Annotated in this window: 27 protein-coding genes; 23 read left to right on the forward strand and 4 right to left on the reverse strand. The window is 69.3% G+C overall.

What is annotated here, in order from left to right; all coding sequences use genetic code 11:
• The first annotated feature begins 188 nt into the window (after window positions 1-188).
• From ACFYRU_RS17150 to ACFYRU_RS17210, 13 genes are all read left to right on the forward strand, one after another.
• The gene (locus ACFYRU_RS17150; RefSeq protein ID WP_387659331.1) at window positions 189-1637 is read left to right on the forward strand and encodes a replication-associated recombination protein A; all 1449 of its coding nucleotides are present in this window, start codon (window positions 189-191) and stop codon (window positions 1635-1637) included.
• A complete protein-coding gene (locus ACFYRU_RS17155; RefSeq protein ID WP_387659334.1) occupies window positions 1634-1942 on the forward strand; it encodes a nuclear transport factor 2 family protein in 309 nt (102 codons plus the stop codon). Before ACFYRU_RS17150 ends, ACFYRU_RS17155 begins: the two co-directional genes overlap by 4 nt.
• 157 nt (window positions 1943-2099) lie before the next feature.
• The gene (locus ACFYRU_RS17160; RefSeq protein ID WP_387659337.1) at window positions 2100-2732 is read left to right on the forward strand and encodes an excalibur calcium-binding domain-containing protein; all 633 of its coding nucleotides are present in this window, start codon (window positions 2100-2102) and stop codon (window positions 2730-2732) included.
• A gap of 193 nt (window positions 2733-2925) precedes the next feature.
• On the forward strand, window positions 2926-3336 hold the full coding sequence (locus tag ACFYRU_RS17165) for a DUF948 domain-containing protein (protein ID WP_387659339.1): 411 nt from the start codon (window positions 2926-2928) through the stop codon (window positions 3334-3336).
• On the forward strand, window positions 3333-3569 hold the full coding sequence (locus ACFYRU_RS17170; RefSeq protein ID WP_209695005.1) for a DUF6167 family protein: 237 nt from the start codon (window positions 3333-3335) through the stop codon (window positions 3567-3569). Before ACFYRU_RS17165 ends, ACFYRU_RS17170 begins: the two co-directional genes overlap by 4 nt.
• Window positions 3570-3574: 5 nt before the next feature.
• On the forward strand, window positions 3575-6244 hold the full coding sequence (alaS, locus tag ACFYRU_RS17175) for an alanine--tRNA ligase (RefSeq protein ID WP_387659342.1): 2670 nt from the start codon (window positions 3575-3577) through the stop codon (window positions 6242-6244).
• Window positions 6245-6703 carry a Holliday junction resolvase RuvX gene (gene ruvX / locus ACFYRU_RS17180; protein WP_387659345.1) on the forward strand — a complete coding sequence of 153 codons (459 nt, stop codon included), beginning with the start codon at window positions 6245-6247 and terminating at the stop codon, window positions 6701-6703.
• An 11-nt stretch (window positions 6704-6714) separates the two neighbouring features.
• Window positions 6715-7899 (forward strand): endolytic transglycosylase MltG, encoded by a 1185-nt coding sequence (gene mltG, locus ACFYRU_RS17185; protein ID WP_387659348.1) that lies wholly within the window; start codon window positions 6715-6717, stop codon window positions 7897-7899.
• Window position 7900: 1 nt separating this feature from the next.
• On the forward strand, window positions 7901-8725 hold the full coding sequence (locus ACFYRU_RS17190) for a shikimate dehydrogenase (protein WP_387659351.1): 825 nt from the start codon (window positions 7901-7903) through the stop codon (window positions 8723-8725).
• A complete protein-coding gene (locus ACFYRU_RS17195; protein ID WP_387659354.1) occupies window positions 8712-10298 on the forward strand; it encodes an FAD-binding protein in 1587 nt (528 codons plus the stop codon). The genes ACFYRU_RS17190 and ACFYRU_RS17195 overlap by 14 nt, the downstream gene beginning before the upstream one ends.
• Before the next feature lie 14 nt (window positions 10299-10312).
• Entirely contained in the window at window positions 10313-11353 is a 1041-nt protein-coding gene (locus ACFYRU_RS17200) for a DUF2330 domain-containing protein (RefSeq protein ID WP_387659357.1), read from the forward strand.
• A gap of 11 nt (window positions 11354-11364) precedes the next feature.
• The gene (locus tag ACFYRU_RS17205; protein ID WP_387659360.1) at window positions 11365-12060 is read left to right on the forward strand and encodes a prepilin peptidase; all 696 of its coding nucleotides are present in this window, start codon (window positions 11365-11367) and stop codon (window positions 12058-12060) included.
• 88 nt (window positions 12061-12148) lie between these two features.
• The gene (locus ACFYRU_RS17210) at window positions 12149-13732 is read left to right on the forward strand and encodes an FAD-dependent oxidoreductase (RefSeq protein WP_387659363.1); all 1584 of its coding nucleotides are present in this window, start codon (window positions 12149-12151) and stop codon (window positions 13730-13732) included.
• Window positions 13733-13735: 3 nt separating this feature from the next.
• On the opposite strand, the gene ACFYRU_RS17215 is transcribed toward ACFYRU_RS17210, so the two are convergent.
• A complete protein-coding gene (locus ACFYRU_RS17215; protein ID WP_387659365.1) occupies window positions 13736-14839 on the reverse strand; it encodes an ADP-ribosylglycohydrolase family protein in 1104 nt (367 codons plus the stop codon).
• Window positions 14840-14964: 125 nt separating this feature from the next.
• Here ACFYRU_RS17215 and ACFYRU_RS17220 point away from each other — a divergent pair, with 125 nt between their 5' ends.
• Genes ACFYRU_RS17220 through aroB form a run of 4 tightly spaced genes read left to right on the forward strand, consistent with a single transcriptional unit; the run spans window position 14965 to window position 17993 of the window.
• Entirely contained in the window at window positions 14965-15165 is a 201-nt protein-coding gene (locus ACFYRU_RS17220) for a hypothetical protein (RefSeq protein ID WP_387659367.1), read from the forward strand.
• Window positions 15166-15214: 49 nt separating this feature from the next.
• Window positions 15215-16414 (forward strand): chorismate synthase, encoded by a 1200-nt coding sequence (gene aroC, locus ACFYRU_RS17225; RefSeq protein WP_387659369.1) that lies wholly within the window; start codon window positions 15215-15217, stop codon window positions 16412-16414.
• Window positions 16411-16911 (forward strand): shikimate kinase, encoded by a 501-nt coding sequence (locus ACFYRU_RS17230; RefSeq protein WP_387659372.1) that lies wholly within the window; start codon window positions 16411-16413, stop codon window positions 16909-16911. The genes aroC and ACFYRU_RS17230 overlap by 4 nt, the downstream gene beginning before the upstream one ends.
• Window positions 16908-17993 carry a 3-dehydroquinate synthase gene (gene aroB / locus ACFYRU_RS17235; protein ID WP_387659374.1) on the forward strand — a complete coding sequence of 362 codons (1086 nt, stop codon included), beginning with the start codon at window positions 16908-16910 and terminating at the stop codon, window positions 17991-17993. The genes ACFYRU_RS17230 and aroB overlap by 4 nt, the downstream gene beginning before the upstream one ends.
• Here the strand turns inward: aroB and ACFYRU_RS17240 are convergent.
• On the reverse strand, window positions 17986-18621 hold the full coding sequence (locus ACFYRU_RS17240) for a TetR/AcrR family transcriptional regulator (protein WP_387659377.1): 636 nt from the start codon (window positions 18619-18621) through the stop codon (window positions 17986-17988). The two genes, aroB and ACFYRU_RS17240, sit on opposite strands and share 8 nt — an antisense overlap.
• Window positions 18622-18708: 87 nt before the next feature.
• Between ACFYRU_RS17240 and ACFYRU_RS17245 the strand changes: the two genes are divergently transcribed.
• The 3 genes from ACFYRU_RS17245 (at window position 18709) to ACFYRU_RS17255 (ending at window position 20955) form a co-directional block, all read left to right on the forward strand.
• A complete protein-coding gene (locus ACFYRU_RS17245; protein WP_387659380.1) occupies window positions 18709-19860 on the forward strand; it encodes an FAD-dependent oxidoreductase in 1152 nt (383 codons plus the stop codon).
• A gap of 5 nt (window positions 19861-19865) precedes the next feature.
• Window positions 19866-20303, forward strand: coding sequence for a type II 3-dehydroquinate dehydratase (gene aroQ, locus ACFYRU_RS17250; RefSeq protein WP_387659383.1), 438 nt, complete (start codon window positions 19866-19868; stop codon window positions 20301-20303).
• Between the two features lie 61 nt (window positions 20304-20364).
• A complete protein-coding gene (locus tag ACFYRU_RS17255; protein ID WP_387659386.1) occupies window positions 20365-20955 on the forward strand; it encodes a LuxR C-terminal-related transcriptional regulator in 591 nt (196 codons plus the stop codon).
• Here ACFYRU_RS17255 and ACFYRU_RS17260 read toward each other — a convergent pair.
• Complete coding sequence (locus ACFYRU_RS17260; protein WP_387659389.1) at window positions 20845-21813, reverse strand: EamA family transporter; 969 nt, start codon at window positions 21811-21813, stop codon at window positions 20845-20847. The genes ACFYRU_RS17255 and ACFYRU_RS17260 overlap by 111 nt on opposite strands.
• Before the next feature lie 55 nt (window positions 21814-21868).
• Here ACFYRU_RS17260 and ACFYRU_RS17265 point away from each other — a divergent pair, with 55 nt between their 5' ends.
• A complete protein-coding gene (locus ACFYRU_RS17265; protein ID WP_387659392.1) occupies window positions 21869-22366 on the forward strand; it encodes a MarR family winged helix-turn-helix transcriptional regulator in 498 nt (165 codons plus the stop codon).
• 2 nt (window positions 22367-22368) lie between these two features.
• Window positions 22369-23490, forward strand: a complete 1122-nt coding sequence (fxlM, locus tag ACFYRU_RS17270; RefSeq protein ID WP_387659394.1) for a methyltransferase, FxLD system — start codon at window positions 22369-22371, stop codon at window positions 23488-23490.
• Here the strand turns inward: fxlM and ACFYRU_RS17275 are convergent.
• The gene (locus tag ACFYRU_RS17275; RefSeq protein WP_387659397.1) at window positions 23465-24340 is read right to left on the reverse strand and encodes a hypothetical protein; all 876 of its coding nucleotides are present in this window, start codon (window positions 24338-24340) and stop codon (window positions 23465-23467) included. The two genes, fxlM and ACFYRU_RS17275, sit on opposite strands and share 26 nt — an antisense overlap.
• A gap of 135 nt (window positions 24341-24475) precedes the next feature.
• Between ACFYRU_RS17275 and efp the strand changes: the two genes are divergently transcribed.
• A complete protein-coding gene (efp, locus tag ACFYRU_RS17280) occupies window positions 24476-25039 on the forward strand; it encodes an elongation factor P (RefSeq protein ID WP_387659399.1) in 564 nt (187 codons plus the stop codon).
• Window positions 25040-25049: the final 10 nt, after the last annotated feature.

The raw sequence follows: 25049 nt of genomic DNA on the forward strand, positions 1-25049 counted from the left end.
CGCCCGCCTGCCCCGCCCGCCCCTCCGCCTGCCCCCGCCCCTGCCCCAGCCCGCGGTTGGGGAGGATTTCCCTCCCGAACCGGGCCGAAATCCTCCCCAGGTCCGTGGGGATGCTCCGGCGGGCAGGGCAGTGGGGACGGGCGAGATGGGTGGGATCGGTTGTCGGTGGGGGTGGATAGGGTGCTGGGGTGAGTGATGGGTTGTTCGATCTTCCTGGTGCGCCGGCGCCTGCTCGTGGGGGCGGGAGTTTGGCGGACACGGACCACACCGCGGCTCCGCTTGCGGTGCGGATGCGGCCGCGGAGCCTCGACGAGCTGGTGGGGCAGCAGCATCTGCTCGCGCCGGGGTCGCCGTTGCGGCGGCTGGTGGAGGGCGACCAGCCGATGTCGCTGCTGCTGTGGGGTCCGCCCGGGACCGGGAAGACCACGATCGCGGCCGTCGTGTCGCACCAGACCAACCGGAAGTTCGTCGAACTGTCGGCGGTGACCGCGGGCGTGAAGGACGTCCGGCAGGTGATCGACGGTGCTCGCCGCGACCTCGCGCGGCCGACCGGGTCGGTCGAGACCGTACTGTTCATCGACGAGGTCCACCGTTTCACCAAGGCCCAGCAGGACGCGCTCCTTCCCGGGGTCGAGAACCGTTGGGTCACGCTCGTCGCGGCCACCACCGAGAACCCGTTCTTCAGTGTCATTTCTCCGTTGTTGTCGCGCAGCCTCCTACTGACGCTCGAGTCGCTCACCGACGACGACATCTCGTTGCTGCTCGATCGCGCACTGGTCGACGAACGCGGCCTGAACGACGAGTTCGAACTGGCCGCCGACGCCCGGGACCACCTGCTCCGAATGGCCGGCGGCGACGCCCGCCGAGCCCTCACCTACCTGGAAGCAGCAGCCGGCGGCGCCCGAGCCAAACACGACCAAGCCCTGAAGCTCGAGGCCGCCACAGAGCGGACCCCGACCGCGGAGGGCGAGGCCGAAGCTGACGTGGTGGCGCCTCGGGCTTTGATTGACTTGGTGACGTTGGAGACGGCGGTTGATCGGGCTGCGGTGCGGTATGACCGGGCGGGGGATCAGCATTACGACGTGGCGTCGGCGTTGATCAAGTCGATCCGGGGGTCGGACGTGGACGCGGCGATGCATTACCTGGCGCGGATGATCGAGGCGGGGGAGGACCCGCGGTTCATCGCGCGCCGGCTGGTGATCTCGGCGAGCGAGGACATCGGGATGGGTGATCCGACCGCGCTCGGGGTCGCGGTGGCGGCGGCCGAGGCGGTGCAGCTGATCGGGATGCCGGAGGCGCGCATCAACCTCGCGCAGGCCGTGGTCGCGCTCGCGCTGGCGCCGAAGTCCAACGCGGTGATCACGGCCGTCGACGTGGCGATCGCGGACGTGAAGGCGGGCAAGGTCGGCCCCGTACCTCCGCACCTGCGGGACGCGCACTACGCCGGCGCGAAGAAACTCGGCCACGGCTCCTCCTACCAGTACTCCCACGACGACCCGCGCGGCATCGTCCCCCAGCAGTACGCGCCCGACGTCATCGACGGCACCGACTACTACAACCCGACCCGCCGCGGCGGCGAGGCGTCGTACGCCGACCGCGTCACCGCGATCCGCAAGATCCTCCGGGACCGCAAGTGAGTCGTACGGCCGACCACGTGGCCGCGTTCAATCGAGCGGTGACGACCCGCGACTGGGACACGTTCGCGGAACGGTTCGCGGTCGACGCGACGATGCGGTTCACCGGTATTCCGGTCGGACCGTTCGAAGGCCGGACAGCGATCGCCGCGGCGTACCGGGAGAATCCGCCCGACGAGACGATGACGCTGGTCGGCGACGGCGACGAGGTGGCGCGTTTCCGCTGGTCAGGCGGCGGTACGGGGACCATGGAGTTGCTCTGGGCACCGGACGGAACGGTGCAGGCACTCACCGTGAGCTTCGACTGAAGCGTTCGAATCGGTAGGCTGCGGAACGGCCTGGGGGCGAAAGGTAGTCGTGAGGCAGTTCCACTTAGGTCGACATGCACGCACGTTCGGAGCACGGCACAGCAGACGTCGTCTGCCGGTCCTGAAACTGGGCCTGGCCGCCTCGGTCGTGGTCGCGTTGGCAGGTACCTGGTTCTTCGTCCCGTTCGGCAGGCCGGACCCGGTCGGCAGCCAGGCGCCGGAGAGTTCGTCGGTTCCCACGGTCGAGCGCACGCAGGGTACGACGCGCTCGAACCCGCGACCGTCCCTCCCGGTCGGCAAGCCGCTGAGCACCACCTCGCTGCTGCCACCGTCGGCGACGGTAACGCCCGACGCCCCCGCCTGGGCAGCCCCACCGGCAACCACCGGCGACCCGGCAACAGGCACGATAACAGGCAGGACAACAGGCACGCCGCCGACGACAGGCCCAGCGACAACAACCACTCCGACAACAACCGGTACGAGCACAACCCCACCGGCGACAGGAACCCCGACCACCGCAGGCCCGACGACAACCACCCCACCACCGACCACCCCACCGACATCCACCACCCCGAGCACCCCGCCGACCTCCACCACCCCAGGCACCACCCCGAGCACCACCCCGAGCACCACCCCGAGTGCCACCCCCAGCGGCGCACCGACGGCGTACGAGAACTGTGCCCAGGTACGAGCCGCCGGCAAGGCACCCTTGTACCGCGGCGATCCCGGCTACACACCAACCCTGGACCGCAACGGCGACGGAATCGCCTGCGAACGCGGCAACTCCTGAGTGTCACCTGTCCACCACGGAACCGGGAGATCCGGTTTGGTGAGGGACTGTGATGTGCGGGATGGTGTCCTGGAGCGGAGTGCGGTATGGCCGCGCGATAAGGTCGGGCGGTCCATAAGCTGGGCACAAGGTCAAGCTGGGCCGAGCTGGGCACAAGGTCGCACGAGGTCGCTACGGAAGGTGGATCGTTTCCATGAGCGTCGGTGAAGTCGCGGGGCTGATAGCCGCCTGCGCGCTGCTCATCCTGGTGGGCCTGCTGGCCTATCCGATCCTGAAGCTCGGCAAGGTGTTCGACGAGACCCGGATCATGGTGAAGGGCGTCTCCGACTCCAGCATCCCGCTGCTCGGCGAGGTGACCACCACGGTCGCCACCACCAACGCCCAGTTGGCGAAGGTGGACACGATCACCGACAACGCGACCACCGTGACCACGAACGCGGCCGCGCTGATGTCGCTGTTCTCGGCCACCGCCGGCGGTCCGCTGGTGAAGGCGGCCGCGTTCACGTACGGGGTCCGCCGCGCGCTCGGTGACCAGCAGCGCAAGGACGTCGCGAAGCGCGTCAAGGACGAGATGAAAGCCGAGCGGAAGGCGCGGAAGCGGTGAAGCGGATCTTCTGGCTGATCATCGGGATCGCCGTCGGCGTGTACGCCGTCACCAGACTGAAGAAGAAGGCGCAGATCCTCGCGCCCGAGAGTGTGCAGGAGTCCGCGGCCAAGCTGGCGGCCGCGGTCCGGCACTTCGGCGACCAGGTCCGCGAGGGCATGGCCGAGCGGGAGACCGAGCTGCGGGACGCGCTCGGAATCGAGAACACCAACGATCGTGAGGACTACCGGTAACACCCATGGAAACCAGTGAGATCAGGCGGCGGTTCCTGCAGTACTTCGAGGACCGGGGCCACACGGTGGTGCCGAGTGCGCCGCTGCCGTCGCCGGACCCGAACCTGCTCTTCAACGTCGCCGGCATGGCCCAGTTCGTGCCGTACTTCGTCGGCCAGCAGACCCCGCCGTACCCGCGGGCGACCAGCGTGCAGAAGTGTGTCCGCACGCTCGACATCGACGAGGTCGGCAAGACCACCCGGCACGGCACGTTCTTCCAGATGAACGGCAACTTCTCCTTCGGCGACTACTTCAAGGAGAAGGCCATCGAGTACGCCTGGGAGCTGGTCACCAAGCCCCAGAACGAGGGCGGCTACGGCTTCGACGAGTCGGTCCTGTACGCCTCGGTGTACTACGAGGACGACGAGGCGATCGACATCTGGAAGCGGGTCGCCGGGTTGCCCGACGACCGGATCGTCCGGCTCGGGATGAAGGACAACTTCTGGTCGATGGGCATCCCGGGTCCGTGCGGCCCGTGTTCGGAGATCCTGATCGACCGCGGCCCGGAGTTCGGCGCGGACCGGGACTGGGAGGCGGGCGACCGCTACCTGGAGTTCTGGAACCTGGTCTTCATGCAGAACATCCGCGGTGAAGGTGGCGGCAAGGAGGGCTACCCGATCCTCGGCGAGCTGCCGAAGAAGAACATCGACACCGGCCTCGGCCTGGAGCGGGTCGCGTACCTGCTGCAGGGCGTCGACAACATGTACGAGATCGACGAGATCTACCCGGTGATCGAGCGGGCGACGGAGCTGACCGGCCGCAAGTACGGCTCGGAGCACGACGACGACGTCCGGTTCCGGGTGGTCGCGGACCACGTCCGCAGCGCGCTGATGCTGATCGGCGACGGCGTCACCCCGGGCAACGAGCAGGGCGGGTACGTGCTGCGCCGGCTGCTCCGCCGGGCGATCCGTTCGATGCGGCTGCTCGGCTACGAGGACCCGAGCCTGGTCGAGCTGCTCCCGGTGAGCCTCGAGCAGATGAAGAAGTCGTACCCGGAGCTCGAGACCGACTTCGGCCGGATCAGCCAGGTCGCGTACGCGGAGGAGGAGGCGTTCCGCCGTACTCTCACCGCCGGTACGACGATCTTCGACGTGGCGGTCCGCGACACCAAGGCGTCCGGGGCGCACCAGCTCGAGGGCGCGAAGGCGTTCCAGCTGCACGACACGTACGGCTTCCCGATCGACCTGACCGTGGAGATGGCGGCCGAGCAGGGCCTGAACGTCGACACCGAGGGCTTCAAGAGCCTGATGAAGGAGCAGCGCGAGCGGGCCAAGGCCGACGCGCGGGCGAAGAAGGCCGGTCACGCGGACACCTCGGGGTACCGGGAGCTGCGGGACAAGGGCGTCACCGAGTTCACCGGCTACCAGGAGCTGTCCAGCGACTCGCAGGTGCGCGGTCTGCTCCGGGACGGCGCGGTCGCGTCGTTCGCCGAGCAGGGTGAGACTGTCGAGGTCGTACTGGAGAAGACCCCGTTCTACGCCGAGTCCGGTGGCCAGATCGCGGACGAGGGCCTGATCGTCGGCGACGGCCTGCGGCTGAAGGTGCTCGACGTACAGCGCCCGGTGAAGGGCCTGATCGTGCACCGGGTCGAGATCCTCGAGGGCGTACTGCGTCCCGGGACCGACGTGCACGCCCAGGTCGACCACGAATGGCGGGTCTCGGCCTGCCAGGCGCACTCCGGTACGCACGTGGTGCACGCCGCGCTCCGCCAGGTGCTCGGCCCGAACGCGCTGCAGAGCGGTTCGTACAACAAGCCCGGGTACCTGCGGCTCGACTTCGCCTGGACGTCGGCGCTCGACCCGGCGACCCGTTCGGAGATCGAGGAGGTCGCGAACCTCGCCGTTCGGCAGGACCTCCCGGTGTCCGCGCAGTACATGACGTTGCCGGAGGCCCGGGAATGGGGCGCACTGGCGCTGTTCGGTGAGACGTACGACGAGCAGGTCCGCGTCGTCGAGATCGGCGGCCCGTGGTCGCGCGAGCTCTGTGGTGGTACGCACGTGAAGCACTCGTCGCAGGTGGGTGCGCTGGCCGTCACCGGCGAGTCCTCGGTCGGTGCCGGGGTCCGGCGGATCGAGGCGTTCGTCGGCATGGAGGCGCTGCACTACCTCGGCCGCGAGCGCGCGCTGGTCCGGCTGCTCAGCGAGAACCTTAAGACCCGCCCGGAGGAACTGCCGGCCAAGGTCGCGGACCTGTCCGAGCGGCTGCGGACCGCGGAGAAGGAACTCGAGCGGATGCGGGCGGCGCAGGTGCTGCAGGCCGGCGCCGAGCTGGCCAGCAACCCGAAGGACGTGTTCGGCGTGCAGTTCGTCGGCCATCGCGCGCCGGACGGCGTGAACGGCGGGGACCTGCGCAAGCTGGCCCTGGACGTGCGCGGCCGGATGGGGAACGACAAACCGGCCGTGGTCGCGGTGCTGAGTGTGAACGACGGCAAGCCTGGCGTGGTGGTCGCGCTCAACGACACCGCCCGCGAGTGGCGGCTGAAGGCCGGTGACCTGGTCCGGATCGCGGCCGAGAAGCTCGGCGGCCGCGGCGGCGGCAAGGACGATGTCGCGCAGGGTGGCGGCACGGACGCGGCCGGTGCCGACGACGCGCTGAGCGCCGTCGAGCACGCCATCGGTCATCAGGTGACCGGCTAGATGAGACGGGGCGTGCGGATCGCACTCGATATCGGGGACGCGCGGATCGGCGTCGCCAGCAGCGATCCGCACGGGATCCTGGCTACTCCGGTGGAGACTGTCAGGCGCGGACCGGGCGATCTGGATAGGATCGCGGCACTCGCCGCCGAACTGGAGGCGTTCGAGATCGTGATCGGGCTGCCGCGTTCCCTGTCCGGGGGCGAGGGCCCGGCCGCGGTGAAGATCCGGGAGACGGCGGAGCAGGTGCAGGACAAGGTGCGCGAGACGAACTCGGGGACGACGGTGCGGCTGGTGGACGAACGGTTCACCACGGTCACCGCCGAACGGCAGTTGCGGGAACGGGGAAAGAAGGGTTCCAAACGGCGTGCGGTGGTCGACCAGGCCGCGGCGGTCGTGATTCTCCAGCACGCGCTCGACCTGGAGCGCGAGACCGGCAACCCACCCGGGAGGCCCCTGTGAACGGACCATCCGTGGACGAAGACGTCAACGAAGGCGAGCGCGACGACCTGGGCAGCGGCCTGGGTCTGCGCGCCGAGACCCGGGTGGAGCGGCGCGCGAGCCGGCGCCGCGCCCGTGGCCGCCGCGCCTTCGGCTGCTTCGCCGGCCTGGTCTCCCTGCTCGTCGTCGGCGCGATCGTCGCCGGTGCCGTGATCGGGTTCGGCAAGGGCAAGGACGCGCTGGCCGGGGTGTTCTCCGCGCCGGACTACAAGGGTCCGGGCACCGGCACGGTGGTCGTCGAGATCACCAAGGGCCAGGCCGTGTCCTCGATCGCGGACACCTTGGAGAAGAAGGAGGTCGTGAAGAGCGCCCGCGCCTTCGAGCGGGTGGCCCGTGACGACCCGCGCTCGCTGCAGATCCAGGCGGCGACGTACACGCTCCGCAAGCACATGTCCGCGAAGGCCGCGCTCGACCTGATGCTGAACACGCAGCTGTCGGTGCTGGTGACCCGGATCAGCTTCCCGGCCGGGAAGACCAAGGCCGAGGTCGCGCTGATCCTGCAGGGCTCCAAGATGAAGCTTCCGCCCGGCGCGGCGGCGACCGCACTGGGCAAGCCGGCCATGCTCGGCCTCCCGGCGTACGCGAACAACAACGCCGAAGGCTTCCTGTTCCCGGGGACGTACGACGTGCCGAAGAACGCGACGGCGTACACGATGCTCAAGCTGATGACGGCCAACTACGCCAAGGCGGCGGCCTCGCTCGACCTGGTGAACAGCGCTAAGCGGAAGGGCCTCGACCCGTACCAGGCGGTGATCGTGGCGAGCATCATCGGCGCCGAGACGAACCGCCAGCAGGACTACGCGAAGGTCGCCAGGGTCATCTACAACCGGCTCGCCGCGAACATGTACCTGGGCATGGACTCGACCGTGCACTACGTGGTCGGCAAGGACGGCGGCGTGTACACGACGCCCGAGCAGCGCAAGAACCCCTCGCCGTACAACACCTACAACCACAAGGGTCTGCCGCCGACGCCGATCAACTCGCCGACCCGCGAGGAGCTCAGCGCGGCGATCAACCCGGCACCTGGTCCGTGGAAGTACTTCACGCTGGTCAACCTCGACACCGGCGAGACCGCCTTCGCGTCCACCTTCGCGGAGCACCAGGTCAACGTGAAGAAGCTGCAGACGTGGTGCCTGGCGCACAAGAACAGGTGCTGACGTGACTCGTTGTGCCGTGCTCGGTTCGCCGATCGCGCATTCACTGTCACCGGCCATGCACCGGGCCGCGTACGCCGCGCTCGGGCTGGACTGGCAGTACGACGCCTACGAGGTAGCAGAAGCCGAGCTTGCCGGGTTCGTAGCCGCCCTCGGTCAGGACGTCCGTGGGCTGTCGTTGACGATGCCTTTGAAACGGGTTGCGCTCGACCTGGTCGACACAGTCGATCCGGTCGCGCAGCTGATCGGTGCGGCGAACACCATGCTCTTCGAGCCGGACGGATCACGCTCGGCGCACAACACCGACGTACCCGGGCTGGTGAACGCGTTCGCTGAGCGAGGTATTACTGCCGCCGACTCCGCGGTCGTGCTGGGCGGTGGTGCGACCGCAGCCTCGACGCTGGCCGCGCTGCGCGGGATGCGGGTCAGCGAGGTGACTGTCGTCGTCCGGGACGTCTCGAAGGCCGAGCGGCTGCGCGACCTGGCTGCGGAGCTGGGACTCCGGACGTCGGTCGCGGACTTCTCCCAGGTGGAGCAGATCGGCGGCTTCGACCTGTGCGTCTCGACGCTGCCCGGTGGTGCGGTCGACCCGTGGGCGGAGCACTTCGCCGGGGTCGCGCCGGTGGTGTTCGACGTCGCGTACGACCCGTGGCCGACCCGGCTCGCGATCGCGGCGCACCGGATCGGTACAGAGCTGTTGAACGGACTTGACCTGCTCGTGCATCAGGCGACCCTCCAGGTGGAGATGATGACGGGTAGGTCGCCGGCTCCTCTGGCGGCCATGCGGACGGCCGCGCGTGAGGAGTTGGGGGACCGTGAGCCTGCTTGATCGTCGTACGGTACTGATCGCCGGTGCCGCCGTAACGCTCGCCGGTTGTGGGAACGCGAAGAAGGACGCCGGTGGTACGCCGCCTTCGCAGCCACCAAGCTCGACGCCGACGAGCGGGTCGTCGAGCACCCAGTCGAGCACCCCGTCGAGCAGCGCTCCGCCCAGCTCGACGCCGCCGCCGAGCACAACCGTCCCGAGCACGCCGCCGAGCAGCACCGGCACCGCGTCGGCCCCGACGCTCACCGCGGCGCCGAACTGGAACGCTTTCGCGCGGTCCCTCAAGGGCCGCCTCTACCTCGCCTCGACCTCCGGGTACGCCGCCGCGCACCAGCTGTTCAACCCGCGCTGGGACAGCGTCCGCCCGACTGCCGTCGTGAAGGCCGCGGCACCGTCCGACGTCCAGAAGGCGATCAACTTCGCCCGCGCGAACAAGCTCGTCCTGGTCCCGAAGAGCGGCGGCCACTCGTACGTCGGCGCGTCCACGATCGCGAACGGCATGATGCTCGACGTCGGCGGTCTGAAGAGTATGAGCTACGCGAACGGCATCCTCACCGTCGGCGCGGGCGCCCGGCTGTACGACGTGCACGCGTTCCTCGACCGGTACGGCCGTTCCTTGCCGACCGGGACCTGCCCGACCGTCGGGGTTGCCGGGCTGACGCTCGGCGGCGGGATGGGGATCCACACCAGGACGTACGGACTGACCTGCGACCGGGTCGTGTCGATGGGCGTGATCACCGCGGACGGCAAGGCGCACAACGTCAGCGCTTCCTCCGAACCCGACCTGTTCTGGGCGTTGCGGGGCAGTGGTGGCGGCAACTTCGGCGTGGTCACGTCGTTCCGGTTCGCGACGATCCCGGCGACCAAGCTCGGGTTCTTCCGGCTGACCTGGCCGGAGTCGCAGGCGGCCGCGGTGGTCCGTGGCTGGCAGAAGTTCGCGCAGACCGCCCCGACGACCTCGTGGGGCAACTTGCACATCGATGCCAAGAGCAACGGAACGCTGTCGGTCCACGTGCTCGGCGTCTCCACCACCGGCAACGCGAACGCGGCCGCGGCGCAACTGGAGTCGTTCGTCGGCGCCAAGGCGTCGGCGCGGACGATCTCGGTGAAGTCGCATTTGGAGGCGGTGAAGTACCTCGGCGGCGGTACGACGAGTCCGCGGCAGGGCTTCCTCGCCGGTTCCGACGTACTCAAGGGCCCGATGGATGCGGCGACGATCACCGGGCTGCTCGGCGCGGTCAAGGCCGCGGCGCGCGCCGGTACGCCGGCGTCCGCGATCCTCGACCCGCTCGGTGGACAGGCCGCGAAGCAGCCGGCCGGCGGCTCGTCCTGGCCGTGGCGCAGCGCGCTCGCCACCATCCAGTGGTACTCGTCGGCGCAGAACAGCGGCGCGAAGACCTTCATCGCGAACGGTCACCGCGCGGTCCGGTCGTTCTCCGCGGGCGCGTACGTGAACTACCTCGAGGCCGGCCGGCCGGTCAGCGCGTACTACGGCGCGAGCTCGGCCAAGCTGCAGGCCGCGAAGAAGAAGTACGACCCGACCAACTTCTTCCACACCCCGTACACCCTTACGTAGCTAGTGTTCGGCCCGTGAAGCTTTGGCGGGTCGTTGCGGGGGTTCTGGCGGTCGGGTTCGTGGCGGCCGGGGTGACGCCTGCCTGGGCATGTGCGTGCGGCGGCTACCTGCCGGACGCACAGTCGCAGGCGCGGGCGTACGGCGAGAACGCCCTGGTCCAGCACACCCGCGGCATCGAACAGATCACGCTGTCGATGGCGGTTCGCGGTACGTCGAAGAAGGCCGCGTGGATCATGCCCGTGCCGGCCGCGGCCAAGGTCGAACTCGGTGACACGGACCTGTTCTGGCGGCTCGACCGGATGACGCAGCCGAAGCGGGTGGTGAAGAAGACGTACTGGCCGTTCCGTGACCTCGGCATCCTGGGCCGTTCCCGCGACGGCGTCGGCGCGGCGGCACCCCCGTCCGGCGTGAACGTACGGCAGCAGATGGTGCTCGGGCCGTTCGCCGTCACCCGCCTGACCGGCTCGAGCGGTACGGCGGTCACGGACTGGCTGGGCAGGAACGGGTACGTCGTACCTGCGACGCTGGCCACGAACCTCACGCCGTACCTGACCGAGAAGTGGGAGATCGTCGCGGTCAAGCTCGCGCCGAAGCGGGACGGTGAGACGCTGTCCGGCGCGACGCCGCCGCTGCGGTTGACGTTTGCATCGGAGCGGATCGTGTACCCGATGCGGCTGAGCAAGGGCGCGACCACCGCGCAGACCGTGACCGTGTACGTCGCGGCCGACCACCGCGTCGACGCGACGAAGGTGCCGTACGACGGGGTGCGGCCGGAGCTGCTCTTCGCGGGCCGCGTCGAGGACCAGGCGCTGCCGAAGCCGGCGGACTTCCTGACCGCGTACACGGCGACCTACAGCGACCCGAGCCGGATCACCGACGACTTCACGTTCGCGCAGTCCGCGAACGACGACGAGTATCAGCGCGTCACGTACGTCACCGAGAACGATGGGCTCGTCAGCACGCTGCTGGTGCTCCTGGCAGGCGTGCTGTTGATCGGCGTCGCAGCGGTCGTGCTGACGCGGGTGCTGGTCAAGCAGTCCGCTCCGAGACGCTAGGCTGCACGATCGTGCCAGTGCTTGCTGCCGGGATCGGTGCGGTCGTCTGCGGTCCAGCCGCGTACGTCCTCGGTCCCTGGCTGATGCGGCGCATCCCGGAGCCGGTGCTGGACGAGGGGGAGACCAAGACGCCCTACGCGTCGCTGGCTGGTCGTAGAGCTGCGTACTGGTGTGGTGGTCTTGCAGCGTTCGCCGGTGGGTTGCTGGGTTGGCTGCTGGGCCTTGACGCCGTACTGCCCGCGTGGCTCGTGTTGGCGGTGGCTGGCTCGGTGCTTGGGTACATCGACGCCCGCACTCGGTTCCTGCCGTCGATCATCATCTGGCCGACGTACGGTCTTGTCGGTGTCGCACTGGTGGTCGCTGCGATTGCCACGGGGGAGTGGGGCTCGTTGCGGCGGGCAGCGATCGCCGGCGCGATCGGCTTCGCGGTGTTCTACGTTCTGTGGTTCGCGTTTCCGCGCGGCGTCGGGTTCGGCGACGTACGGCTGTCGGGGCTGCTCGGGCTGCCGCTCGGCTGGCTGGGCTGGGGTCAGTTCGTGTCGGGCCTGTACGGCGGGTTCTTCCTCGGTGCGGTGGTCGGCATCGTGCTGATCGCGACCCGCGTGATGACCCGCAAGCAGATGGTCCCGTTCGGGCCGTTCATGCTCGTCGGCGCGCTGGCCGGCGTACTGCTCGGTGCGCCGTTGGAGCACTTGTACGCCGGATAGGGGAGTCCTGCACTCCACCAGATGGTTGATGTGCGGCCACCGCTGTTCTTCCTAGGGTCGAGGTACTCGATCTCGGGAGGGAAACTACATGCCAGTCAGTCGTCGTGGCCTGTTGGCCGGAACGGCCGTCGCAGGTGCCGCACTCGCCATCCCCGGTACGGCGTCCGCCGCGCCGGCCGCCGCTCCGTTCGGTCCCCGGATCGGACCGAGCGACCCGCGCTACCAGGACCTGGTCACCCGCGGGCAGAACCGGCGCTTCGTCGGCAAACCCGACTACATCAGGGTGATCCGGTCGCCGCAGGACGCCGTCGCCGCCGTGCAGGAGGCGGTCCGCGCCGGCAAGCGGATCGCGGTCCGCGGCGGCGGGCACTGCTTCGAGGACTTCGTGGACAGCAGCGACATCGAGGTCGTGCTGGACATGTCGACGAACAACGACATCACCTGGGACCCGCAGTACCGGGCGTTCTCGGTCGGTTCCGGCGCGATCCTGGAGAACCTCTACAAGGAGCTGTTCTTCGGGTGGGGGCTCACCGTGCCGGCCGGCGGTTGCCTCGGCGTCGGTGTCGGCGGCCACTTCGCCGGTGGTGGGTACGGTCCGCTGTCCCGCAAGTACGGCTCGGTCGTCGACCACCTGTACGGCATGGAGATCGTGGTCGTCGACGCCCGCGGCCGGGCCCGGATAGTGGTGGCGACCCGCGACAACGAGCACCGCGACCTGTGGTGGGCGCACACCGGGGGTGGCGGCGGGAACTTCGGCGTCGTGGTCCGGTACTTGCTGCGCAGCAGCGGTGCGACCGGACGGACCCCGGAGGAATCGTTGCCCAAGGCACCGGCTTCGCTGCGCTCCACGCTGCTGGTGTACGACTGGTCGAAGACCACGCAGGCCGACTTCGTTCGTACGATGCGGAACTGGTTCACGTTCTTCGAGCAGCACAACACTCCGGACTCGCCGTACGCCACGCTCTACGCGCCGTTCGTGATCACCCAGAAGAAGGCGGGTCAGTTCCTGCTCTCCACCCAGATCGACGCCGCGGCGCCGGACTCCGAGCAGTTGATGAACGCGTTCAACGCGGCGATCACCGCCGGCGTACAGGTGAAGCCGCAGACTGTCGACATCGGCGTCGGGCCGTTCCTGCACCTGACGATGGCGCGTTCGATCGGCGAGACGGCGACGCCGAGCCGCGGCAAGTACAAGGCGGCCTACCTGAAGAAGGGCTATGCCGACGAGCAGATCGTCGCGATGTACAACGCGCTCACCGACCCGGACTACAACGGGCCGGATTCGTCGATCCTGCTCGTGCCGTACGGCGGCAAGGTGAACACCGTCCCGTCGGACGCGACCGCTGCCGCGCAGCGCGACGTCGTCTGCAAGATGGTGTTGACCGCGTCCTGGGACAACCCGGCCGACGACGCCGTGCACCTCGCGTGGGCGCGTAAGTCGTACGCCGACATCTACCGCGACACCGGCGGCGTACCGGTGCCGAACGCGATCAACGCCGGGTCGTACATCAACTACCCGGACAGCGACCTGGCGGATCCGGCGTACAACAAGTCAGGCGTGCCGTGGCACGACCTGTACTATCTCGGCAACTACCCGCGGCTGCAGCAGATCAAGGCGAAGTGGGACCCGCGGAACGTGTTCCACCACAAGCTCTCGATCGAGCCTTTGTAGTCGTCACCACCCGGGATAGCGGGTCGTCCACGCGGTGTGCGGCCCGTAGTCCCCGTGCAGACGGCTGCCCTGGGTGAACTCCAGGGCGAAGTCGTCGGCGAGCTGGAGGATCACCGGGCGCCCCTCGACGGCGAAGACGAGCTCCGCGGGGAGGGCCGTCTCGCCGTGCAGGGCGCCGAGGATGTTGCCGCAGATCGCGCCGGTGGAGTCGCTGTCGCCGGAGTGGGTGACCGCGAGGGCGAGGGCGTCGAGGAACTGTTCCGGTGCCGGGTACGCGAGGGCGGCGTACACCGCGATCGCGAGCGCTTCCTCGGCGACCCACCCGCCGCCCAGGTGCTCGACGGTCACGGGGTCGGCGGGTGCTGTCGCGGCCAGATGCCGGGCGAGGGTCAGTGCCTCGCTCGTCTCCTCGTGTCCCTCGTGCTGGACCAGGAGACCCGTCGCACGCGTGATCGCCTCGTCGAGTCCGTTACCGTCGCACAGCGAACGGATGATCGCGGCCAGGGTGCCGGAGGCCAACTTGCCGGTCGGGTGACCGTGCGTGTACCCGGCGGCTTCGGCGGCCGAGTCGAACACCCACTCGGCCGGGAACCGCTGCGGCAGCAATCCGAACGGCGCGACCCGCATGACACCGCCGCAACCCTTCGAGTCGTTGACCGCCTGAGCGCCGAACTGCGGGATCTTCGCCCTGCCCTGTCGCGCTTCGCCGAGCGCGGTCAGACAGGTGTTGCCGGGCGCGCGGCGCGCGTACAGCCACTGCTCGCCCTGCAACCAGCCGTCCCGCTCACCACTCGGTCCGGCCAGCGTCTGAGTGTCGAGCCACCGGTCATACGCATGATGTACGACGGCCACGGTGAAGCCGATCCCACGATCGGTGCGGACGCTCGCGCGGATCAGCCCCTCCACCGTGAACAGCGTCAGCTGCGTGTCGTCGGTGATCGTCCCGACCGGCCACCCCGGTCCACCGGGCAGGAACTCACGCACCCCGTCCGGGTACCTCGCGACGATCGACCGCCCGTCCTCGAACTCCACCGGTCCACCCAGCGCGTCCCCGATCGCACCACCCAGCAGACACCCGCGCACCCGCGCCCGCCATCTCTCGGTCATGACAGGACCCTATCCATGGTGGAGCCAGCGCTACCTCCGAAACGGGATCTGGGGCCAGTTCGCGCGGAGCCCGTTGCTTCTAGTGTCGTTGTTACAAGCAACCGATGGCTGAGAAGGAGCAGACGATGACCACCGCATTCCGTCGTACCGCCGGGCGCCTGGCCGTCGCGGCCCTCGCCACCACCGCCCTCACGGGCGCCGCGATCGCCGGCGGTCAGGCAGCCACGGCCAGCACCAGCTGCAAGGACTCCCCGATCGCGAAGACGTTCAACGCGGTCCTGGCCGTCCGCACCGGCCCCACCCACGACAACCAAGCCTGCGGCTGAGTCTGAGACCGCCGTCCGGACCGTGGGCCGGACGTGGAAGAATCGGGGCATGCTGCGCTGGCTTACCGCCGGCGAGTCGCACGGACAAGCGCTCGTCGCCGTACTCGAAGGTCTCCCTGCCGGGGTCGAGGTCACCACTGATGACGTGGCCGACGCCCTGGCCCGTCGGCGGCTCGGCTACGGCCGGGGCGCCCGGATGAAGTTCGAGCGGGACGAGGTGACGTTCGTCGGCGGCTTCCGGCACGGGCGCACCCTCGGCAGCCCGGTCGCCATCCAGGTCGGCAACACCGAGTGGCCGAAGTGGGAGCAGGTGATGAGCGCGGATCCGGTCGACCCGGAGACGCTGGCCGGCCTGGCGCGGAACGCACCGCTGACCCGCCCGCGGCCCGGTCACGCCGACCTGGCCGGCATGCAGAAGTACGGCTTCGACGAGGCCCGCCCGGTGCTGGAGCGCGCGAGCGCCAGGGAGACCGCGGCGCGGGTCGCCCTCGGCGAGGTCGCGGCCCGCTTCCTCCGCCAGGCGTACGGCGTGACCATCGTCAGCCACGTCGTCGAACTCGGCACGGTGAAGGCGCCGTACGGCGTGATCCCGGCGTACGCCGACGTCGCCCGGCTGGACGAGGACCCGGTGCGCTGCCTGGACCCGGACGCGAGCAAGCAGATGGTCGCCGAGATCGACGCCGCGCAGAAGGCCGGTGACACGCTCGGCGGCGTGGTCGAGGTCGTCGTCGACGGCCTCCCGCCGGGCCTCGGCAGCTACGTGCACTGGGACCGCAGGCTGGACTCGAAGCTGGCCGGTGCGCTGATGGGCATCCAGGCGATCAAGGGCGTCGAGCTCGGCGACGGGTTCGAGCTGGCGCGGACGCCGGGGTCGAAGGCGCACGACGAGATCGTCACCGAGGCCGGAGAGGTACGCCGTACCAGCGGCCGCTCGGGTGGTACCGAGGGCGGCATGAGTACCGGCGAGACGCTGCGGGTGCGGGCCGCGATGAAGCCGATCGCGACCGTGCCGCGGGCGCTGCGCACGATCGACACCGCGACCGGCGAGGCCGCGGCGGCGCACCACCAGCGCTCGGACGTCTGTGCCGTACCGGCGGCCGGGATCGTCGCCGAGGCGATGGTGGCGCTGGTGCTGGCGGAGGTGTCGCTGGAGAAGTTCGGCGGCGACTCGGTCGCGGAGACCGCCCGCAACCACGAGTCGTACCTGGCGAACCTGCCGAAGACCATCACCCCGCGGGAGTGGGAGTGAGCCCGGTCGTCGTCTTGGTCGGCCCGCCCGGATCCGGGAAGTCGACGATCGCGGCGGTGCTGTCCCAGCGGCTCGGCGCCCGGCACCGTGACACCGACGCCGACATCGAGGCGACGGCCGGCAAGCCGATCTCGGACATCTTCGTGGACGAGGGCGAACCGCACTTCCGCAAGCTCGAACGGGCCGCGATCACCGCGGCCCTGCGGGACGCCGGTGAGGTGCTGTCGCTCGGCGGCGGCGCGATCCTCGACCCGGAAACCCGCGCCGACCTGGCCGGCCATACCGTCGTCTTCCTGGACGTCAGCCTGGCGGAGGCGACCAAACGAGTAGGCCTCAGCGTCGCCCGCCCGCTGCTGCTGGGGAACGTCCGCACCCAACTCCGCAACCTGATGGAAGCCCGCCGCCCCCTCTACACCGAGGTGGCCAAACTGACGATCCTCACCGACAACAAAACCCCCGACGAAATCGCCGACGAGATCCAGGACCACCTCGCATGAGGATTCGGGTTGCTGCTTCGTCGCCGTACGACGTTGTCATTGGCAACAATCTGCTGGGGGAGCTGCCTGGGCTGCTGGGTGACGGCGTGCAGCGGGTGGCGGTGATTCATCCGCGGGCTCTGCGGGAGACCGGGGATGCGATCCGGGACGACCTGACCGCGTCCGGGTTCACCGCGCACGCGATCGAGATTCCGGACGCGGAGGAGGCGAAGACCGCCGAGGTGCTGGCGTACTGCTGGTCGGTGCTCGGGCAGGCCGGGTTCACCCGGTCGGACGCGATCGTCAGCGTCGGCGGCGGTACGACCACCGACCTGGCCGGTTTCGTCGCGGCGACCTGGTTGCGCGGCGTCAAGGTCGTACACATCCCGACCACCCTGCTCGGCATGGTCGACGCGGCCGTCGGCGGGAAGACCGGGATCAACACCGCCGAGGGCAAGAACCTGGTCGGCGCGTTCTGGGAGCCGGCCGGCGTACTGTGCGACCTCGCCGCGCTCGAGAGCCTGCCGAAGAACGACTACGTCAGCGGCCTCGCCGAGGTCGTGAAGTGCGGCTTCATCGCCGACCCGGTGATCCTCGACCTGGTCGAGAAGGACCCCGCCGCCGCCACCAGCCCCTCGTACGGCGCGACCGAGGAGCTGATCGCCCGCTCGATCCAGGTGAAGGCCGACACCGTCGGCGCCGACCTACGCGAGCGGACCACGACCGCGGGCGGCCGGATCGGCCGCGAGGCGCTGAACTACGGCCACACCCTCGGCCACGCGATCGAACGCGTCGAGCGGTACAAGTGGCGGCACGGCGCCGCGATCAGCATCGGCATGGTCTTCGTCGCCGAACTCGCCCGCGCGGCCGGCCGCCTCGACGACGCCACCGCCGACCGGCACCGCGCGGTCCTGGAGTCGCTCGGCCTCCCGGTGACCTACCGCGCCGACGCCTGGCCGCACCTGCAGGACGCGATGAAGCTCGACAAGAAGACCCGCGCCGACCGCCTCCGCTTCGTCATCCTCGACGCCCTCGCCAAACCGACAATCCTCGAAGCCCCAGACCCAAGCCTCCTGATCGCCGCCTACGGCGAAATCAGCTGATGAGTAGGCGGACCGTGAATTCGAAGCGGTCGGGGGCGGGGCCGGAGATCAGGTCCGCTGCGTGGCGGCGAGTCTCGGGGAACCGCTCCGCGGGTAGGGCGCGGAAGCGGGCCAGTAGTTCGTCGTGGCTGAGTACCCAGTCCTGGTCCGGGTCGCGGCGGCGTAGCTGGACCAGTGACTGTTCCAGTGCGTAGGCGCTGACGTAGAGGGACAGTGCGTCGCGGGTCCAGGCTGCGGTGCGCGGGTCGATGCCGCCCGCGAGCAGGATCGCCAGGATCCCCTCGCCGACCCGGAGGGTTTCCAGGTTGGTCGGCACGGTGGCCAGCGCGGCGCGAGACACGCCCGGGTACTTCAGGTACAGGTCGCGGATCTGCGTGTACACCCCGAGCAACTGCTCGCGCCAGGCGCCGGTGTCAGGCTCGGGGAGGACGACCTCGGCGTAGAGCCTGCCGATCAGTAGTTCGTCGATGTCGTCCTTGGTGACGATGTGCGCGTACAGGGACGACGGTCCGGTGCCGAGGACGGCGGCGACCCGCCGGATGGTCAGCGCGTCGTATCCCTCGGTGGCGACGACTTCCAGGGCCGCGTCGGTGATTCGTTCGACCGTGATCGGTTGCTTGCGCGGCATGTGGGCACTCTACCTTGACACGAACTAAGTTCGTTCTGTAGAACTTAGTTCGTTATCAACGAACTAAGTTCGTCAACTGGAGGTGCGATGCGGGTTTCGGTGATCGGTGCCGGTCTGGGTGGTCTCGCGCTCGCGCAGGGTCTGCGCGGTGCCGGGATCGCGGCCGAGGTGTACGAGCGTGATCCCGGAATCGTGGCGCGGTTCCAGGGTTACCGGCTCATGCTCGACCCGATCGGGTTCCAGGCGGTCCGCGACTGCCTGCCGGCGCGCTGGCATCCGCTGCTCGACGAGATCGTGATGGAAGCGTCCGCCGAGCAGCTGATCCTGGACCCACAGCTGAACGAGATCGGCAGGCTCGGCGCGGCCCGGACCGGCATCGTCGTCGATCGGCAGGTGTTGCGGCACCTGCTGCTGACCGGCCTCACCGTGCACACCGACGCCGCGCTCACCGGCTACGAGCTACCGGCCGACGGTGGTGTCCAGGCGCAGTTCGCCCGCCGCGACCCGGTCACCGCCGACCTGCTCGTCGGCGCGGACGGCGTCACCTCCGCGGTCCGTGGCGTGCTGTCGCCGCACACCGTTCCGACCGACACCGGCGTCCGGTTCGTCATCGGCCGCACCCCACTGACCGACGAGTTCGCCGGCCTGTCCAAGGCGTACGGCTCGAAGATCGCGGGCGACGGCGTCAGCCTGCTGCTCGGCGCGATGTGCTTCCGGACGCCGCCGAAGCACGCGGCGGAGCGGCTCGCCCCCGAGGTCGAACTGCCCGACATCGGCGACTACGTGCGCTGGGCCATGATCCTGCCGCCGAACGGCTCGCCCGCGGACCTGACCGCGCAGGAGTCCGTCCTGTCCAGGATGGACGGCTGGCATCCGCAGCTGCGCGCGCTGATCGAGCAGGCCGACCCGGACAACAGCACACTGCTGTCGATCCGGGTGGTCGAACCCGGTGCGCGCTGGGCGTCCGGTCCGGTCACGTTGCTCGGCGACGCGATCCACGCCACCTCGCCGACCGGCGGCAACGGCGCGAACACCGCACTGCGCGATGCCGACCTGTTGCGCCGCTGCCTGATCGACGCCGACGAAGGCCGCCGGACCCTGCTCGGCGCGGTCGACGACTACGAGCGGCAGATGTTCGGGTACGGCGCCGAGGCCGTCCGCAGCAGCCTCGAGAAGCTGCCCGCCTTCGCCCCCGTGGCGGTCACCGAAGTCGACCAGGGCTTCGGCAGACTAGGGTGATGTATGTGAGCAACCGCGTGCTGGTGCTGAACGGCCCGAACCTCGGCCGGCTGGGATCACGAGAGCCGGAGAAGTACGGTACGACGACGTTCGCGGAGCTGGTGAGCGTCTGCGAGAAGACCGGCGCCGAGCTCGGCCTCGACGTCGAGGTACGGCAGACCGACGACGAGGCGGAGCTGGTCGGCTGGCTGCACGAGGCCGCCGACGCGCGGACCGCGGTCGTGCTGAACCCGGCCGCCTTCACCCACTACTCGTACTCACTGCGCGACGCGATCGCGCAGCGGACCGCGCCCCTGATCGAGATCCACCTGACCAACCCGGCCACCCGCGAGGACTTCCGGCACACCAGCGTCGTCGCCGGCGTCGCCACCGGCACCATCGCCGGCTTCGGCCTGGATTCGTACCGCCTGGCCCTCCGCGCACTCACCACCCTGGAGTCGTAACCAAACTGCCCCATCGGGCATCAGGGTGAGTGTGGACAACGCTCGGGTTTGGGGGACAAGGATGATTCCGGTCTGGGTGAAGGCGCTCGACCCGCTCTCGCAGTTCGGCCTGGTGTACACGCTGGGGCATCGTCCGGAGGTCCGGCTGATCGACGAGCCCGAGGCGGCGACGGTCGCACTGGTCGCGGTCGACGCGCTCGACCACGGTGCTGTTCAGGTACTGCGCGCCGCGACGCAGCGGGGTTGCCGGCGGATCGTGCTGATCGGCAGCTCGATCGACGACGACGCGCTGATGACCGCGGTCCAGCTCGGTGTGTCCGGCGTACTGCGTCGTGCCGAGGCGACCGGGGACCGGATCGTGCATCTCGTCCAGGCGGCCGCGGCCGGTGACGGCAACCTGCCGACCGGGCTCATGGGCCGGCTGCTCGGGCAGCCGTCGACGGTGCGCCGGCTGCCCGGCTCCGGACTGTCCGACCGGGAGACCCAGGTGCTCCGGTTGGTTGCTGATGGCAAGGACACGCAGGAGATCGCCCGGGAGCTCTCATACTCGGAGCGGACGGTCAAGAACGTCCTCCACGACGTCACCAGCCGGCTCCAGCTCCGGAACCGCTCGCACGCTGTCGCGTACGCCCTCCGGCAGGGGCTGATCTGACCGGCGCAACTGTGCGCCGACCAGCGCTGCCAGCACGATGACCCCGCCGAGGATCTGCAGCGGAGCAAGCTGCTGCCCGAGGACCAGCCAGCCCAGCGTGGTCGCCACGACCGGGCTGAGCAGTCCCATGAACGCCACCTCGGTCGGGGCAAGCTCCCGCAGCCCGCGGAACCACAGCGCATAAGCAACCGCGGAACCGAACACTGCCAGGTACGCGTACCCCGCAACGTTCCGCAGGGTGAAGTCCGGCAGCGACCCCTCCACCACGAACGTGAGTGGCAGCAGGACGAGCCCACCCGCGACCAACTGCCAACCAGTCGTGGCCAGCAGGGGAGCGGGTGAGGTCCACCGCTTGCTGAGTACTACCCCGAACGCCATCACAATCGCACCGCCGAGAGCTGCCAGCACGCCCCACGCGTCGAGCCGTGCAGTGGCTCGCAGTACGAGCAGGCCGACGCCAAAGATGCCGGCCACCGCAACAAGAACGGTTCGCAGCGACAGGCGCTGTCGTAGGAGTGCCGCGGACAGTAGTGCGACCAGGAGCGGCTGGATGGCACCGACCGTCGCAGCCACGCCGCCCGGCAACCGGTGGGCGCCGACGAACAGCAGGGCGTTGAAGGCGCCGATGTTGAGCGTGCCGAGAACCAGTGAGCGCCACCACCAGCTGCCACGCGGCAGGATGCGAGTGATCGCCACCAGAAGCAGACCCGCGGGCAGAGCGCGCAGGAGCGCAGCCAGCAGCGGGCGGTGGGGCGGAAGTAATTCAGTGGTGACGAGGTAGGTCGTACCCCAGAAGGTCGGGGCAACCGCCGTGAGTAGTAGAAGTCGATTCCTTAGCACTAAGATAAAGTATCTCACCGCTAAGGTAGTTTCAAGTCTCTCACCGCTAAGTGATTGGCGTTAGGGTGGACAGATGGCAGATCACGTCGACCTGGTGCTCGAGCAGTGGCGCGAGCGGCGGCCGGACCTGGATGCGACGCCGATGGGGATCATCGGCCGGATGAGCCGGCTCGGCGCACTGTTCGACGCCGAGCTGCGGCGGAACTTCGCCAAGCACGACCTGGACCGCGCCTCGTTCGACGTGCTCGCCACGCTGCGGCGCAGCAACCCGGAGCACAGCCTGACCCCGGCCGGCCTGATGCACTCGTCGATGGTGACCTCGGGCGCGATCAGCCAACGGCTGGACCGGCTGGAGGCACGCGGCCTGGTGACCCGCGCGCCGAGCGAGACCGATCGGCGCGGCGTGCAGGTGACGCTGACGGCCGAGGGACTCGAACTGATCGACAAGGTGCTGCCGACCCACATCGACACCGAGGCACAGTTGCTGGCCGGTCTGTCGAAGGGTGAGCGGGACCAGTTGGCGGGGCTACTGCGGGCGTTGCTGGAATCGCTCGGGGACAAGCGGGACTGACCATGACCGGCGCGGCGTTGCTGCGAACGGCCCTGGTCCACCATCTGGTGTCGACCGGGACGATCAGTGACCCGCGGATCGCTGCCGCGTTCGAGTCCGTACCGCGGCACGTGTTCGTCCCCCACGTACCGCTGCAGCTCGCCTATGCCGACGACGTCGTGCCGATGAAGCAGGACGAGGCCGGTGTGCTCACGAGTTCGGTGTCGCAGCCGAGCATCGTCGCGCTGATGTTGCAGCAGGCCGCGATCCGGCCGGGGGACCGGGTACTCGAGATCGGGTCCGGCGGCTACAACGCCGCGCTACTGCGGGAGCTCGCAGGCCCGGGCGGAACGGTCACCACGGTCGACATCGACGCGGACGTGACCAAGCGGGCCCGTGCGTTGCTCGACGAAGCCGGGTACGGCGACGTGGTCGTCGTCTGCGCCGACGGGGAGTTCGGTGTGCCGGAAGGGGCGCCGTACGACCGGATCGTGGTGACCGTGACCGCGTGGGACATCGCGCCCGCGTGGCTGCGGCAGCTGCGGCCGGACGGGCGGATCGTCGTACCGCTGAGGCTTCGTGGGCAGACGCGGTCGATCGCGTTCGACCGGGTGGGGGAGCACCTGGAGAGCAGGTCCACGACGATGTGCGGGTTCGTGAGCATGCAGGGTGTCGGCGGGCACTACGAGCGGCAGGAGGCCGGGCTGACGTTCGACGAGGACCAGGAGGAGGAGCCGCACCCGGAGGACGGCGTACTGACGTTGCGCCGGGAGCGGAGGTGGTCAGGGATCCAGGCATTGCGCGAGGAGCCGCTGCTCGACTTGTACCTCTGGCTTGCGAGTACGCTGCCCGGCTACTGCGTTCTCAGCGGCGACGACTGGCCCTGGGTAGCCGCGATCGCAACCGCGGACAGTCTGGCGTACGTGTCGACGAGACCCGGCCGGGACGACTTCCACGTCGAGCTGGGCTGTAGCGGTCACGGGCCGAACGCCAACGTGTTGATGGACCGCATGCTGCAGCAGCTGTGTGCGTGGGCCGGGAAACAGCCGACGTTCCAGGTGCATGCGGTCGGGCCTGAGTTACCGCCGGGCTTTCACATTGCCCGGCGGCACAGTTACATCACCGTGCGGTGGGAGGATTGCTGACGGTCTGCCAGAGCTCGTCGATGTCGGACCGGTCGTCGGGCTCGGGCGTGTCCACCCAGCCACTGGCCCAGACGTTCTCCTCGCGGTCGTCCAGGTTGAAGATCGACTCCGCGAACGCGGCCGAACCGACGTACCGGCCGTCGTCCTCGTCGGGCTCGTCAGGTACGGGGGCAGCGGCCGACTGCGGTGTCACCAGGGACCGGGCGTACCGCTGCGCCTCGAGGATGCCGAGCTCTCGCTCCTCGCTGAGCAGCCGGACGGCCGCGACCTCGTTGCCGGCCTTCATCAGGTCGCGTACGCGGGTGTCCAGGTCCTGTCGCGGCGCGGGAAGGTTGTGCTGCGGCGGCCGATGCGCAGGCGGCTGGTACGGAGCCGGGTTGTACTGCACCGGGTTGTACTGCGTCGGGTTGTACTGCATCGGGAACTGCTGGGCCGGCTGGAACTGACCTGGCGCCCGGTAGCCCACGGTCCCGCCCGGAGGCGCTCCCTCGCCCGGACGGGGTTGCTGCCGGCCCTGCGCGAGGAGCTGCTGAAGTACGGCCGCGGCCTGCTGACTGCCCTGCGGAGCACCGGCCTGGACCGGGAACGACGACTGGCCCGGGAACGACTGGCCCGGCGCGGGAGCCGGGGGAGGACTGCCCTGGCCCGCGGCCTGGGTGTACTGGCCCTGGAACTGGATCGGCTGGTTGCCGCCCTGCTGCGCCTGGATCCGCTCGACCAGCGCCTGCATCCGCGCGCTCTGCCGCGCCTGCCTGGCCTGTTTGGCGCCGGCGCCACCGGACTGCTGCTTCGCCTTGTTGATCAGGCCGAGCACGATCATCACTACGACGAAGATCACGAACCCCGTCATCGCACGACCTCCTGGCACTCGGTGGACGACCCAGAGCCAGCCTACGGCCACCCGAGGTCCGCCGAATCGGAGGAAAGCGGTAGCGACCGCTACAATCCGGTGTTACCGCTGATCGATTTCGAAGGGCTTACCCGCGTGGCAACGACGAACGACCTCAAGAACGGCATGGTGCTCGACCTGGACGGGCAGCTGTGGTCCGTCGTCTGGTTCCAGCATCACAAGCCGGGCAAGGGCGGCGCCGTCGTCCGCACCAAGCTGAAGAACGTGCTCTCCGGCAAGGTGGTCGACAAGACCTTCAACGCCGACGTCAAGGTGGAGATCGCCACCGTCGACAAGCGCGACATGACCTACCTGTACAACGACGGCGCGGCGTACGTGTTCATGGACAAGTCGACGTACGAGCAGCTGCAGTTGCAGCCGGACGTGGTCGGCGAGGCCGTGCACTTCCTGCTGGAGAACCAGGACGCGATCGTCGCGGTTCACGACGACCTTCCGCTGTACGTCGAGCTCCCGGCCTCGGTCGAGCTGCTCGTCGAGTACACCGAGCCGGGCCTGCAGGGCGACCGATCCACCGGTGGCACCAAGCCGGCCAAGCTGGAGACCGGCTACACCATCCAGGTCCCGCTGTTCCTGACCACCGGCGAGAAGGTCAAGGTGGACACCCGGACCGGGGACTACCTCGGCCGCGTCAACTCCTGACCCAGAGAGC

This window comes from Kribbella sp. NPDC004536 (genome assembly GCF_042873835.1).
Classification (GTDB): Bacteria; Actinomycetota; Actinomycetes; order Propionibacteriales; family Kribbellaceae; genus Kribbella.